A 12,829-nucleotide genomic window follows, 5' to 3' on the forward strand; every position below is an offset into this window, starting at 1 on the left:
GCGAGACGTTCATCGCCGAAAACGGCGCGGTGGTGTGGCACGGCGGCGAGGTCGTCTCCACCACCGACCTGCCCCTGGATGCTGCCCGCAACCTCATCGCAGCGCTTCCCGACGCACCATTTCCCGCCCACACCGTCATCTGTGCACCAGAAGTGGCCACCACCCTCCCGCTGCCACCGGCCATCGACGCCGAGGTAGACAAGTACTACGCCTCCCGCACAACACTGGCGGCGCTCGGCGACCACCCCACCCCCGTGATCAAAATCGCCCTCTACGTCGAAACCGACGCCGAACGCGACGCCCTGCCCTGGGTCCGCAAACACGCCCCCGAGCTGCGCGCTGTAGTCAGCGGCAAACACTGGCTAGACATCATGCACCCAGACGCCGACAAAGGACAGGCACTCGAAGCGCTCGCCGACACGCTGGACATCCCCCTTGCACAGACCGCAGCATTCGGCGACTTCCTCAACGACTACGGCATGCTTCGCGCCGCCGGCTACGCCGTCGCCATGGAAAACGCACACCCCGACCTCAAAGCGATCGCGGACGAGGTGATTGGGTCAAATGGGGACGAGGCGGTCGTCGATAAGCTTGCGCAATGGCTGAAATGATCGACTTCACCCAACCCGCCGACATCGTCGCACCGCAGTTGCTGGGGTGCCTCATCACCCACAACGGGGTGACTGTGCGCCTGACCGAAGTCGAGGCATACCTCGGCGACGACGACCCCGCCGCCCACACCCACAACGGCAAAACCGCCCGCAACGCCGCCATGTTCGGCCCACCCGGCAGACTGTACGTCTACCTCTCCTACGGCATCCACCACAACAGCAACATCGTCTGCGCGCCCGAAGGCATCGGCCAAGGCTGCCTCATGCGCGGCGGCGAAATCATCACCGGCGAAGCACTCGCCCGCCAGCGACGCCAACGCCCCGACCGTGCCATAATCCCGTTTGAAAACCTCGCACGCGGACCAGGCAACCTCGGCCAAGCTCTCGGACTGGGGTTAGGCGACAACGGCACCCCGGTGGAGATCACCCCGCGCACGCAGGAGCCGGAGTGGGTCGCAGGACCCCGCATCGGGATCTCCAAAAACAAAGACGCCCCGTGGCGGTTCTGGATCCCCGGCGACAAGACCGTATCCACACCACGCGGGCGCCCGAAGCGGATCAACCTTTTGGGTGATTGATTGAAGGTTAGGCTTACCTATATCCTCAATCTGTAACTAAGGGTAACCTACCCTTCATTCCTAGATTGGAGAAGCAGATGACCATGGCCGCCCCCACTGACCAGCGACTGTCGGCCGCACTCAAAGACCAGACCGCCACTGCGCACTCCAGCGCCGAGAATTCCCCCTTCATGTCGAGGCTTGGAAAAGGCGAGCTGGACCGGGCGGCCGTAGCAGAGCTGACAGTGCAGTACTTCCACATCTATTCGGCACTCGAAGATGCGGTGCGCCGCGCCGCTTCCCACCCCGCGGTGGCGCAGATCGCCGACGAGCGCCTCGAGCGCGTGCCCGCCCTCGAAGCCGATCTCACCGCCATGCTCGGCGCCGGCTGGAAGGAAACCACCGCCCCACTCGATGCCACGAGGCGCTACGTTGCCGAACTCGAGGCGCTCACCCCGGACTCTGGCCCGGAGGTCATCGCCCACCACTACGTGCGCTACCTCGGCGACATTGCCGGCGGACAGGTGCTCGCACGCGTGTTCCAGAACGCGTACGCACTGCCCGACGAGGCATTGCACTTCTACGACTTCTCCGCGGTAGGCAAGATCCCGCACTACCGCGCGCACTACAAGGCAGCGCTCGACGCGATGCAGCTTGACGACGAAGAGCGCGCACGAATCATCTCCACCGCCCAGCACGTTTTCGACCTGAACCAGGCGGTGTTCCAGGACCTTTCGGCCCACGCCGGCTAGGCCGGGCGCGCTAACGCCTGTCGACGTAGGCGATCGCACCCCAGATCGCCCCAGCCGCCACGAGCGCAGTGAGCACTCCGCCAGTGAGCGTGAACTGCGCTGGCACCAGAAACAGCACGAGCACCGCCAAGCAAACGATCAAACCCCAAGCCACCGCGAGGACGATCCCCGCGCGTTTGCCCAGTCGAGCACCGGCATCGCGGCCCTTGTGCGAGGGCAGTGACGACAGCCCGAGAACCGCGGCCACCAACGCCACGCTCGCAGGGAACGCCCCCCAGATGTTTCCGGTGCCGCCCCGAACGCGATCACACCTGTGATCAAGGCGATCAGGGCCCCTTAGTGCCAGGGTGGTTGTGAACAACGAACCGTAGGAGGTTTTGTTCATGACCGATTCTCAGTTGCCTCAGTCGGTGCCGTCGGTGTTGACGTCGCCATCGGCTGTTGAGGTCCCCGTGGCTGCCCGGAAGGTCAAGTCTCAGACGTCGCGTGAGGAGGTTGAGGAGATTTTGGCGATGCCGCCGCGTGTGCTGGCGGCGGGGGAAGTGCTCGATGAGGAGACGTTGGTATCGCTTGAGGCGGTGGCGTTCGTGTTTTCCCCGTTCCGCGAGACCGGTTCTGGCAGTTGGTTTCATCCAGCGCAGCAGCGGCAGATGATCACGATTTACAACCTGTTGCCCTATGGCACGAAGGGCCTGTGGTGTGCGCGGCAGGGGATCCAATACTTCAATCTCAAGCGTTGGGCCCGCGCATTGCAGAAATCGAAAACCACTGATGACGGCCTCGACGGTACCGAGCGTGCCAAACGCTTGGCGGATGCTGCCTATCTGGGAAAACCTAGTGCGGAATACATCCGTGAGGTGGTCGTCGAGTACGGGTTAGTACCGCATGGCCAGAAAGAAGCTTGGTTGGTTGCGCATGGACTTGCTGCCCATACCGTGCGACGCTGGACAGCAATGGTGGCGGACGGTGATCTGCCAACACGCACAAGGCCAAGGGGGGTGGAGCGTTGACGATGGATGAATGCGCTGAAATTCAGCAGCTGCGCAAGGAAATCTCCGCGCTAACGCAGGATAAACGCAAGCTTGAACTCGACGCGAAACGTCGGGAAGAAGCAATGCAGAGTGCCCTGGATAAGGCGACGGAAAGGGCAGAGCGGGCTGAGTTGGCCACTGATGTGTTGGGAAAAGCTGTAACGTCCATGCCAGGAGCACCTGGCGTGGACTCAGACGCGGAGGAAAAGTCCTCACCGGCGCCCAACAACGCCTCTACGAGCAAGGACGCCAAGCGGAAGAAACGCTGATCAATCAGCTTGTTTCCGTCGGTTACTCCAAAACGAAGGCGATGGGAATTATCGGTGTGTCGCGCAGCCGGGTCTTCTACGAAACTCATCCGCGCCCGCGCACCGACAACCCGATCCCGTATCACCAACGCCGGATCAGCCGGCTGCCGGATGCCACTGTCAAACGCATCGTAGAAATGCTGGACGACAATCCGCATTGCGGGGTGGACCAGGTGTTTTACGCCACGTTGAACAACGGGATCTATCTGGCGAGTCTGCGCAGCTTTTACCGGGTGGCCAAAGCGCACGGCAAACTGTTGCACCAACGCCACAACACCAAAGCCAGACAAGCCAAACGCCGCCACGACGCCGCGCCGCCGCATGTGCACGCCACCGCCCCCGGACAAGTGTTGTGCTGGGATATTACGTTTTTGCCTGGCCGGTGCTACGGGCAAACCTTCGCGTTGCACATGGTGATCGATCTGTACTCGCGTGCCATCGTCGGGTTCGTCGTCGCAGAACGAGAAAACAGCTAACTTGCAGCAGCGATGTTCGCCGACATCTTCACTCGTTTTCCTGATGTGCACACCGTGCACTCCGACAACGGTGCTGCGATGACCAGCAAACGACTCGGTAAACTCTTCGCCGAACATGGTGTGGCCCGCTCGTTGAACCGGCCGCATACCAGCAACGACAACCCACACGCCGAGTCGGTGTTTCACACCCTCAAGACCAGGACGTACTATCCGAAAACCTTTACCACGCTGGGTGAAGCAGACGCCTAGGTCAGCGCTTGGGCGCCGGTCTATAACACCACCCCACACAGCGGGATCAACTACTACCCACCACAAGCAGTCCTCGACGGTACCTGGATAAACCTGCAACGCAAGCGAGAAGAAGGGATGCGAACCGCACTGAGCGAAGGCGCCATCGCACAACTACCGGACACCAAAGCTGGCACAGACCTTCCGGCAGAAGTCAGCATCATCCGTACCACCACCCAAACCGCCCAAACCCCACACCCCATCACGATCTAACACCCAGACCCGTTCACAACCACTTGACACAAAGCGCGACATTCAGCTCGCGCACGGAGTGGTCGAGGTGGCGGGCAAGGATGCGTCGGAAAGCACAGCCTCCGAACTCGCGCGCACGCGCGCTGTCATGCTCCAAGACGTCAGCGTGGCGTTTTCCTTCCTCGTGCGCGATGTCGTCGAAATGGGCCGCCACCCCTGGGGCCGTGGGCCGGACGATGCGGCGATCGTGGATGCGGCGCTCGACGCGACGGGGATCACCCACCTACAGGACCGCGAGATTGTGACGCTGTCCGGCGGAGAGCGAGCCCGCGCAGCCTTCGCGCGGGTGCTCACGCAGCAAACGCAGGTCGTGCTTCTCGACGAACCCACGGCCGCCATGGATGTCCACTTCCAAGAACAAACGATGGGAGCCGTTCGCGCGCTTGCCCGCCACGGCGTGACAGTCATCGTCGTGTTGCACGATCTGCAGCTCGCGGCGCGATATTGCGACCGCGTCGTGTGTCTTAAGGCGGGCGAGGTAACAGCGGCAGGCTCCGTTGACGAGGTGTACGACGACGCGATTCTCAGCTCCGTCTACGACTGGCCCATCACTGTGCTACGGAGCGGCGGGCGGATCTTTGTGGCGCCCGACGAGGCGAGCGAACCAGCCTCCGGGCTCTGGTGTCCTACCCCGACTACCCCCAATCCATTGTAAAAGTTAGGCATACCTTGCTAAGGTAAGCCTGGCCTATTCAAATGGTGTAGCACCTACATCCGCCACACCAACTCACCGAAAGGCTTCATCAATGTCCCGCACCACCACCCTCGCGGCCATCACCGCCACGGCCATGATCTCGACTGCATTCGCCACCCCCGCTGCCTTCGCGGATGCGCCAACCATCGAGTCGGGAAATGCGCACTGGAACATCAAGGAATCGTTCCTGCGCTACGTGCAATCCCCGTTCGTCGCCAGCACCATCACAACCACGGAAGGCGCGGAGAAGGTGCTTCGCGACGGCAAGCTTGCTGACTTCGCACTTCCGGTCAATGCCGCCGACTCCGCCCTCGATGCCAACGGCAACGGCACCATTGACCTCGACGGCGCCATTTCGATCGAGGGCCACCACGGCGCTATGGACATCAAGATGTCCGACTTCAAGATTGTGGTCAACGGCACGAAGGGCGTCCTGCAGGCGGATTACGTGCGCAAGGGCGCAATGCCGGGCTCTGAGCCCACCACCGCCACCGGAGACGACAAGCCGATCGCAGAGTTCGAGGTCACAGATGCGCTGAAGCCCGGCAAGGACAACAAGTTGTCTGCGACGTTCACCCCGACCAAGCTGACCGAGTTCGGCGTCGACATCTTCGGCTCGAGCTACGAAGTCGGCAAGCCATTGGATGACTCGAAGGTCGACGTCGACCTCACATTCAAGGCACCGAAGGAGGAGATGAAGCCGGCTGACCCGAAGCCGACCGACCCGAAGCCGACCGATGAGGACGGCTCGAGCACCGGCGCAATCGTCGGCATTGTCATGGCGGTCATCGCAGTGCTGGGTGGCCTGGGCTTTGCGGCGACTCAGCCTTCGGTCCAGAAGCTGATTAACCAGTTCATGGGCAAGTAGCGTCCATGTGCAAGGCGCGATTGTCCACCGCGGTGGCGGTGGCGCTATTGCTTTGTCCTCCTGCCGTCGCTGAGAGCAAAACCGTGGAGAAAAGACACTCGCACGGAGATTTCATCGACGGAGGACGGCTCGCCGGCTACGCAAGTCACGCGGGCAATCGCACTGGCGATGGCTTTCACCGGTTTAGGGTTCGCGCTCGGCGCCCTCATACAGGGGGCCGCGTCAATCCTCGGCATCAAGCCTCCACAACTGCCCCAATTGGTGCGTTAAAACACTGTCCCCAGGGCCCGCCGTCCGGCGGGGCCCTCATTTGATTCGAAAAGGATTCGCCTCCATGCTCATCTCCCGAAACGCCGCTGCGGCGGGGTTCTCCGCGCTCTTGCTCACCACCGCGCTGGCAGTACCTGCCAGCGCGGCCGACAGCTCCTCGGCTGACCCCGACGAGGTCAGCGGCACATTTGTGTGGCCCATTTCCAGCGGTTTTCTACATCAGGCCGTCATCAAAGGCCAAGGTCGCGTGCTCACGGACGGGGGCGCGACGTGGAACCAGGAATCGCTTGAATTCTCCTTCCCGGTCACCTCCGCGACGCGGACCGGAAAGACGTGGACGTTCGCGCTCGACGGCTCAGCGCAGGTACAGGGATACAAGAATGCGGGTGGCTACGACGGCTGGGCCGTAGATGTAAAATACTCGGACCTCAAGCTGAAGGTGGAGGGAAAAAACGCCACTTTGTACGGCGATTACCTCCTCGCCGGGGTCGCGAACAAGACGTACAAGCCAGTCGGTGCCAAGGGGGACGACGAGCCGCTGGTCACCTTCACACTCGGCAGCGAGATTACCCCGCCGAAACGAGTGACAGAGCACAACCGGACAACGGTGTCGGATACCGGCATGGAGAAGTCCCTCAGGCACTACCCGAAGGGCACGTTGCTAAAAGACTCTGAAGTGGATCTCAACGTGACATTCGGGGCGACTGCTCTCAGCCCTGGGGCGATCGCGGGCATCGCCGTGGGCGTGCTCGCCGTACTTGGCGGTCTCGCCTACGCATCAACCCTTACCCCGGTCCGGGCGCTCCTTGCGCAGTGGCTGCCCCGGTAACTACTTTCTCTTTTTCTTCTTACTGCCCTTGCCCACTTTGCGCTTCTCCAACTTGGCGGCGACATCGGGCACGTAGCGGAACTCGTCGCGAGGCGGACGCTCATAGTCCGTGATCGCCGGACGCTCGGGAATCTCTGGGAGGTCAGGCTCAATATGCTCATACGGAATCGTCGACAGCAAGTGCGAAATGACATTGATGCGAGACCGCTTCTTGTCCTCGCTCTCCACCGTGTACCACGGCGCCGCCGGAATATCGGTGTGGACAAACATCTCGTCCTTCGCGCGGGAGTACTCCTCCCACTTCGTAATGGACTCCAGATCCATCGGCGAAAGCTTCCACTGACGCAACGGATCCTCACGACGGGACTGGAAACGCTTGTACTGCTCCTCATCCGAAACGGAGAACCAGTACTTGCGCAGCATGATGCCGTCCTCAACCAGCAGGCGCTCAAAGATCGGCACCTGGTGCAGGAAGCGGCGGTACTCCTCAGAGGTGGCAAAGCCCATCACGCGCTCGACGCCGGCACGGTTGTACCAGGAACGGTCAAAGATGACGATCTCGCCTGCCGTCGGCAGCTTCTCCACATAGCGCTGGAAGTACCACTGACCCGCCTCGCGGTCCGTCGGCTTCGGCAGCGCCTCCACACGGCACTGACGCGGGTTGAGGTACTGGGTGATGCGCTTAATTGCGGAGCCCTTGCCCGCAGCGTCACGCCCCTCCATAATGATCACAACACGCTCGCCGTTTTCGACGACCCACTGCTGCATCGCAACCAACTCAGCCTGGAGGCGCAGCAACTCCTGCTCATAGGCATCACGGGACAACTTCGGCGGCTTTTTAGCTTGGCTCATAGGTATAACCGTACTCACAGACAAAAACGACACAACAATTATCTCGCGAGGGAAGACATTGTTGAACAATCTATGGGCTATACTTCTCCCGAAACCTTTTCAATACCGTACCGGGTCACTCAAAAAGTCCCGGTAACGCTGACCTAAACGGATGCCATGCTTGCACATAACGTTTCCGCCGAAGTTCGCAGAGCGATTTCGCGCGGTGAGTTTATCCCCGGACAGAAGCTCAACGAGGTGGCCCTCGCTGACCGCTTCGGGGTATCTCGCAATACGCTGCGCGAAGCCTTCGCAATGTTGACCGCTGAAGGCCTGGTCGAGCGCATCCCCAACCGCGGTGTGTTCCTCGCGACCCCAACAGCGGAATTCATCACCGACACCTTCCGCGCACGTGCAGCAATCGAACCTGCTGCACTGCTATGGGGTACCGACCTGGACGTCGACCGCCTCGAGGAGCTCAACGCCGAAGGCCGCACCGCAATTGAGGAACAGGACGACGACCTGTTCATCGCTGTGAACCAGGCATTCCACCACGTCGTACTGTCCTCGATGGGTTCAAAGACCCTCGGCGACACCATGGACCAGCTCGACGCCTTCCTCCGCCTAGCCACCCTCCCAATTCTGGAGAAGGACCCCTCCTTCAACCGCCGTTTCATCGGCATTAATGAGCACATCGTGGAGCTGCTGCGTGCCGACGATCGCCAGGGCGCATCCGACTACCTCCAGCACCAACTGATTGAGCTAAGCACCGAAATCATCGAGATGATCGAGAAGATCAACAGCGGGCAGCTCATCTAGCCCCGCACCCCCCCTTATGTTCGGGGTCACACTCGAACAGCGGTATAACTGGGGTCATGCATATAGACCTCAACGCCGACCTCGGTGAAACGACTGCGGGCAACCCGGTCGCAGACGATGCGGCGATGCTGCAGATGGTCTCCAGCGCAAACGTTGCGACCGGCTTCCACGCTGGAGACCCCCACTCCATAGCCGGAACGCTCAAAGACGCCGCAGCACATAACGTCACACTCGGCGCACACGTGGCATACAACGACCCCGTCGGTTTCGGCCGCCGATTCATGGACTACACCCCGGCCGAACTCGCCGACGAAACCCTCTACCAAATCGGCGCCCTCGACGCGCTTGCCCGCGTCCACGGCATGCGCGTGCGCTACGTCAAACCACACGGCGCGCTGTACAACACCATCGTCCACCACAAGGCCCACGCCAAAGCCGTCATCGACGGCATCAAAGCTTTCAGCCCCGACCTGGCCGTCATGCTGCTGCCAGGTGGTGTTGCAGTCGACATCGCAGAAAAAGCCGGCATGCGCGTCATCCGCGAAGCGTTCGCCGACCGCGGCTACAACCCCGACGGCACGCTGGTATCGCGCCGCGAACCCAACGCCGTCCTGCACGACCCAGCCGCCGTCGCAGAACGCGTTCTCCAGGTCGCCTCCACCGGCTCCGTCACAGCCATCGACGGCACCGAAGTCAAAGTGCAGGCCGAATCCGTCTGCGTACACGGCGACTCCCCAGGCTCGGTCGAGCTGACACGCAGTGTCGTCGCCAAGCTTCGCGACGAAAACATCACGATCGCGAGCGTCCTATGACCCTCAGCATCAAACGGGTCGGCACCCGCGGCCTCATCGTCGATCTGCCCGACCTGGCCACGGTGATGAACTACTACGCCGCACTCACGGCAAGCCCGCTCGACCACCAAACCGACGTCGTTGCAGCCGCACGCACCGTACTGCTTACCTTCGACTCGCCCACCGCGACCACCAAGGCAATCGACACGCTGCAGACCTACAGCCCCGCAGCCGCCGAACACACCGAACCGCGCGACATCGCCATCGACGTGCTCTACAACGGCCAAGACCTCGCCCCGCTGGCCGAATCGCTCGGCATGGCTACCCACGAACTCATCGACTGGCACACCTCCACCACCTGGGTCGCAGCCTTCGGCGGATTCGCCCCAGGCTTCACCTACTGCGTGCCCGAAGACGCCACCCGCGCCCTGAGCATCCCGCGCCGCGACACCCCACGCACCGCCGTGCCCGCCGGCGCCGTGGCACTAGCAGGCGAATTCTCCGCCGTCTACCCACGCACCTCCCCCGGCGGCTGGCAACTCATCGGCACCACCAACACCCCCATGTGGGACTCCACCGCCACCCCGCCCGCCCTCGTCGCCCCCGGCGACCGTGTGCACTACAGAGCAGCCGACACACTTAACGACGACACCACCCTCGCCCGCCACCACCTCGCCACCCCACCACGCCGCCCCGTCTTCACACTCGACGACGCCGGGCTGCAAACCCTCTACCAAGACCTCGGCCGCCAAGGCAACGGCAACCTCGGCGTGACCACCTCCGGCTCCGCCGACCGCGCCTCCGCACGCACCGCCAACGCAGCCGTAGGCAACAAACGAAACGCCACCCTGCTCGAAAACATCGGCGGGCTCACCATGACCGCACTGACCGAAACCGTCATCTGCGTCACCGGTGCCGACACGGACGTCACCGTCGGCGGAAGGCCCGTACTGCTGGCAACGCCGACGATTGTCCCGGCGGGTGCGGAGGTCGTCGTCAAGCAAGCGCGCCTCGGGTTCCGCACCTACATCGCCGTACGTGGCGGACTCATCGCCGACACCGAACTCAACTCCGCCGCAACCGACATGCTCTCCGGCCTCGGACCCAAACCACTCCAAAGCGGCGACACCATCGCCATGTCCCTAGCCAAACCACAATCCGCCAACTCACTACTCACCAACCCCCTGCGTGTCGAACGCGACGGAGCAGACGTCGTCGGGACCGTACGCTGCGTCCTCGGCCCCCGCGACGACTGGTTCAGCAACGACGCCGTCGAACGCTTCTTCAACACCACATTCACCGTCACCGCCGACTCCAACCGCGTCGGCCTCCGACTCGAATCCGACGTCCCCCTCACACGCGAACGCGAAGGCGAACTCCCCAGCGAAGGCATGGTCGCAGGCTCCATCCAAATCCCACCCTCTGGCCAACCCGTCCTGTTCCTCCGCGACCACGCCGTCACCGGCGGATACCCCGTCATGGCCACCGTGATCAACGAAGACGTCGACATCGCCGCCCAACTCCCACCCGGCGCCAAACTCCGCTTCGAACGCTTTTCCCTCTAACGCACTTACGCCCCAGTTAGGACCCTGTAATGACTCTGAACGCAGTACTCATCGCCAACCGCGGCGAAATCGCCGTACGCATCGCACGCACCGCACGCGACCTCGGCATCCGCTCCATCGCCGTCTACTCCGAACCCGACACCGGAGCACTCCACACCCAAGTCGCCGACGAGGCCTACCTCCTCCCCGGCAAAACCTCCGCCGAGACCTACATGAACATCCCGGCGCTCATCGAAATCGCCCACCGCGCCGGCGCCGACTGCCTCCACCCCGGATACGGATTCCTCTCCGAAAACGCCGACTTCGCCCGCACCGTCGAACAAGCCGGCCTCACATGGATCGGCCCATCGCCCGACGCCATCGAACTGCTCGGCGACAAACTCTCCGCACGTGCCCTCGCCGTCGAAGCCAACGCGCCACTCGCCCCCGGCACCGGCGAACCACTGGAAACGTGGGAGGAAGCGCGCGACTTCGCCGAAGAACACGGCATGCCCATCGCCATCAAGGCCGCATTCGGTGGCGGCGGCCGCGGCCTGAAAGTCGTCTTCGACGAGGCGGACATCGAGGAAGGCTTCGCCTCCGCCGGACGTGAGGCACGCGAAGCGTTCGGCCGCGGCGAATGCTACGTAGAGAAGTTCCTCACCCACCCACGCCACGTCGAAGCGCAAGTGCTTGCCGACGCCCACGGCAACGTCGCCGTACTTGGCACCCGCGACTGCTCCACCCAGCGCCGCTTCCAAAAACTCATTGAAGAAGCCCCCGCGCCATTCCTGACCGACGAGCAACGCAACGCCATCGAAGAAGGCGCACGCGAGATCATCCGCAAGGCCAACTACCAGTCCGCCGGCACCGTCGAATACATCGTCTCCGAGGACGGCACCGTGTCGTTTTTGGAGGTCAACACGCGCGTGCAGGTCGAGCACCCCGTCACCGAGGTCGTCACTGGTGTGGACATCATCGCCGAGCAGTTCCGCATCGCCGACGGGCTTCCCCTCTCCTTCGTCGACGGGGACTCGGTCGACCCACAGATCAACGGCCACGCCTTCGAATTCCGCATCAACGCCGAGGACGTCACCAACGGCTTCGCGCCGTCGCCCGGGGCCGTGACGCGTTTCGACGTCCCCACCGGCCCCGGCGTACGCGTCGACACCGGCGTACTCACCGGTGGGCAGATCCCGCCCTACTACGACTCACTCATGGGCAAACTCATCGTCTGGGGCCCCAACCGCGACACCGCCCTGCGGCGCGCCGAACAATCCCTGTCCGAGTTCACCATCGAAGGCGTGCGCACCGTCATCCCGTTCCACCGCGACATGGTCGTCGCCCCGGAACTGACCGGCGACACCCTGGACGTCTACACCGACTGGGTGGACCACAACTACTCGCCGTCGCAGCGCCACAACAACGTGGACATCGAGCACATTTACGACGAACGCCGCAACGTCGTCGTCGAAATCGACGGCAAACTCCACACCATCGGCTTCCCCGTCGCCCTCCTCGGCACCGGCGGAGGAAACGCAGCCCCGGCCGAGGCTTCCACTCCGGCTGCTGATGCCGCAGGGGCCGTCACCACCAAGTACGAAGCCACCATCGTGGAGTGGCTCGTGGCTGACGGCGACGTTGTTGCCAAGGGCGACCCAATTGCCACGATCGAGGCCATGAAGATGGAATCCCAGATCAAGGCAACCCGCGACGGCCAGATTTCACTGGCGGCGCAGCAGGGTGAGCGAGTCAAGGCGAACGCCACGATCGCGACGATCTCCTAGCCGAAGAGTTGGTCCATTGCCCCGCGGTTGGTGTTTTTCACCGGGTAGCCGCGGGGTGAGATCCATACCGGTGCACCCCGCACCATCACGATCCGGCCGCGTTTCTTACGCCACGGGTCAT

General features: G+C 62.7%; 17 protein-coding genes. 15 read left to right on the forward strand and 2 right to left on the reverse strand.

The features are described 5' to 3' along the window. From HMPREF2736_RS03810 to HMPREF2736_RS03820, 3 genes are all read left to right on the forward strand, one after another. A partial coding sequence (locus HMPREF2736_RS03810) for an HAD hydrolase family protein (protein WP_070451816.1) occupies window positions 1-611 on the forward strand: 611 nt, incomplete at its 5' end. After that, window positions 608-1,189, forward strand: a complete 582-nt coding sequence (locus HMPREF2736_RS03815; RefSeq protein ID WP_070451841.1) for a DNA-3-methyladenine glycosylase — start codon at window positions 608-610, stop codon at window positions 1,187-1,189. The genes HMPREF2736_RS03810 and HMPREF2736_RS03815, both read left to right, overlap by 4 nt. An 83-nt stretch (window positions 1,190-1,272) precedes the next feature. Beyond that, window positions 1,273-1,920 carry a biliverdin-producing heme oxygenase gene (locus HMPREF2736_RS03820; protein ID WP_070828941.1) on the forward strand — a complete coding sequence of 216 codons (648 nt, stop codon included), beginning with the start codon at window positions 1,273-1,275 and terminating at the stop codon, window positions 1,918-1,920. 10 nt (window positions 1,921-1,930) lie between these two features. Here the strand turns inward: HMPREF2736_RS03820 and HMPREF2736_RS03825 are convergent, their stop codons facing one another. Then, window positions 1,931-2,176 (reverse strand): hypothetical protein, encoded by a 246-nt coding sequence (locus HMPREF2736_RS03825; RefSeq protein WP_141739394.1) that lies wholly within the window; start codon window positions 2,174-2,176, stop codon window positions 1,931-1,933. 127 nt (window positions 2,177-2,303) lie between these two features. On the opposite strand from HMPREF2736_RS03825, the gene HMPREF2736_RS03830 reads away from it, so the two are divergent. From HMPREF2736_RS03830 to HMPREF2736_RS03860, 8 genes are all read left to right on the forward strand, one after another. Beyond that, the gene (locus HMPREF2736_RS03830; protein WP_070451807.1) at window positions 2,304-2,930 is read left to right on the forward strand and encodes a hypothetical protein; all 627 of its coding nucleotides are present in this window, start codon (window positions 2,304-2,306) and stop codon (window positions 2,928-2,930) included. A gap of 2 nt (window positions 2,931-2,932) precedes the next feature. After that, a complete protein-coding gene (locus tag HMPREF2736_RS03835) occupies window positions 2,933-3,220 on the forward strand; it encodes a hypothetical protein (RefSeq protein ID WP_070451804.1) in 288 nt (95 codons plus the stop codon). 41 nt (window positions 3,221-3,261) lie between these two features. Continuing rightward, on the forward strand, window positions 3,262-3,735 hold the full coding sequence (locus tag HMPREF2736_RS03840; protein ID WP_070451801.1) for a hypothetical protein: 474 nt from the start codon (window positions 3,262-3,264) through the stop codon (window positions 3,733-3,735). A gap of 12 nt (window positions 3,736-3,747) precedes the next feature. Next, window positions 3,748-3,984 (forward strand): DDE-type integrase/transposase/recombinase, encoded by a 237-nt coding sequence (locus HMPREF2736_RS03845; RefSeq protein WP_070451797.1) that lies wholly within the window; start codon window positions 3,748-3,750, stop codon window positions 3,982-3,984. Between the two features lie 117 nt (window positions 3,985-4,101). Beyond that, window positions 4,102-4,236 (forward strand): hypothetical protein, encoded by a 135-nt coding sequence (locus HMPREF2736_RS12770; protein WP_256366007.1) that lies wholly within the window; start codon window positions 4,102-4,104, stop codon window positions 4,234-4,236. 58 nt (window positions 4,237-4,294) lie between these two features. Then, on the forward strand, window positions 4,295-4,930 hold the full coding sequence (locus HMPREF2736_RS03850) for an ABC transporter ATP-binding protein (protein WP_371326405.1): 636 nt from the start codon (window positions 4,295-4,297) through the stop codon (window positions 4,928-4,930). A 91-nt stretch (window positions 4,931-5,021) separates the two neighbouring features. Continuing rightward, window positions 5,022-5,837, forward strand: coding sequence for an HtaA domain-containing protein (locus tag HMPREF2736_RS03855; RefSeq protein WP_070451790.1), 816 nt, complete (start codon window positions 5,022-5,024; stop codon window positions 5,835-5,837). A gap of 334 nt (window positions 5,838-6,171) precedes the next feature. Next, the gene (locus HMPREF2736_RS03860; RefSeq protein ID WP_070828938.1) at window positions 6,172-6,936 is read left to right on the forward strand and encodes an HtaA domain-containing protein; all 765 of its coding nucleotides are present in this window, start codon (window positions 6,172-6,174) and stop codon (window positions 6,934-6,936) included. Here the strand turns inward: HMPREF2736_RS03860 and ppk2 are convergent, their stop codons facing one another. Continuing rightward, window positions 6,937-7,788: a polyphosphate kinase 2 gene (gene ppk2, locus HMPREF2736_RS03865; RefSeq protein ID WP_070421270.1), complete on the reverse strand. Its 852-nt coding sequence runs from the start codon at window positions 7,786-7,788 to the stop codon at window positions 6,937-6,939. It abuts the gene before it with no gap. Between the two features lie 156 nt (window positions 7,789-7,944). On the opposite strand from ppk2, the gene HMPREF2736_RS03870 reads away from it, so the two are divergent. Genes HMPREF2736_RS03870 through HMPREF2736_RS03885 form a run of 4 tightly spaced genes read left to right on the forward strand, consistent with a single transcriptional unit; the run spans window position 7,945 to window position 12,708 of the window. Next, complete coding sequence (locus tag HMPREF2736_RS03870) at window positions 7,945-8,586, forward strand: GntR family transcriptional regulator (protein ID WP_070421271.1); 642 nt, start codon at window positions 7,945-7,947, stop codon at window positions 8,584-8,586. 56 nt (window positions 8,587-8,642) lie between these two features. Beyond that, window positions 8,643-9,398, forward strand: coding sequence for a LamB/YcsF family protein (locus HMPREF2736_RS03875; protein WP_070421272.1), 756 nt, complete (start codon window positions 8,643-8,645; stop codon window positions 9,396-9,398). Beyond that, window positions 9,395-10,942, forward strand: coding sequence for a 5-oxoprolinase subunit B/C family protein (locus HMPREF2736_RS03880; protein ID WP_070828939.1), 1,548 nt, complete (start codon window positions 9,395-9,397; stop codon window positions 10,940-10,942). The genes HMPREF2736_RS03875 and HMPREF2736_RS03880 overlap by 4 nt, the downstream gene beginning before the upstream one ends. Window positions 10,943-10,971: 29 nt before the next feature. Next, the gene (locus tag HMPREF2736_RS03885) at window positions 10,972-12,708 is read left to right on the forward strand and encodes an acetyl/propionyl/methylcrotonyl-CoA carboxylase subunit alpha (protein ID WP_070828940.1); all 1,737 of its coding nucleotides are present in this window, start codon (window positions 10,972-10,974) and stop codon (window positions 12,706-12,708) included. The last annotated feature ends 121 nt before the right edge of the window (window positions 12,709-12,829 follow it).

Source organism: Corynebacterium sp. HMSC036E10, assembly GCF_001836265.1.
GTDB classification, from domain to species: domain Bacteria; phylum Actinomycetota; class Actinomycetes; order Mycobacteriales; family Mycobacteriaceae; genus Corynebacterium; species Corynebacterium coyleae.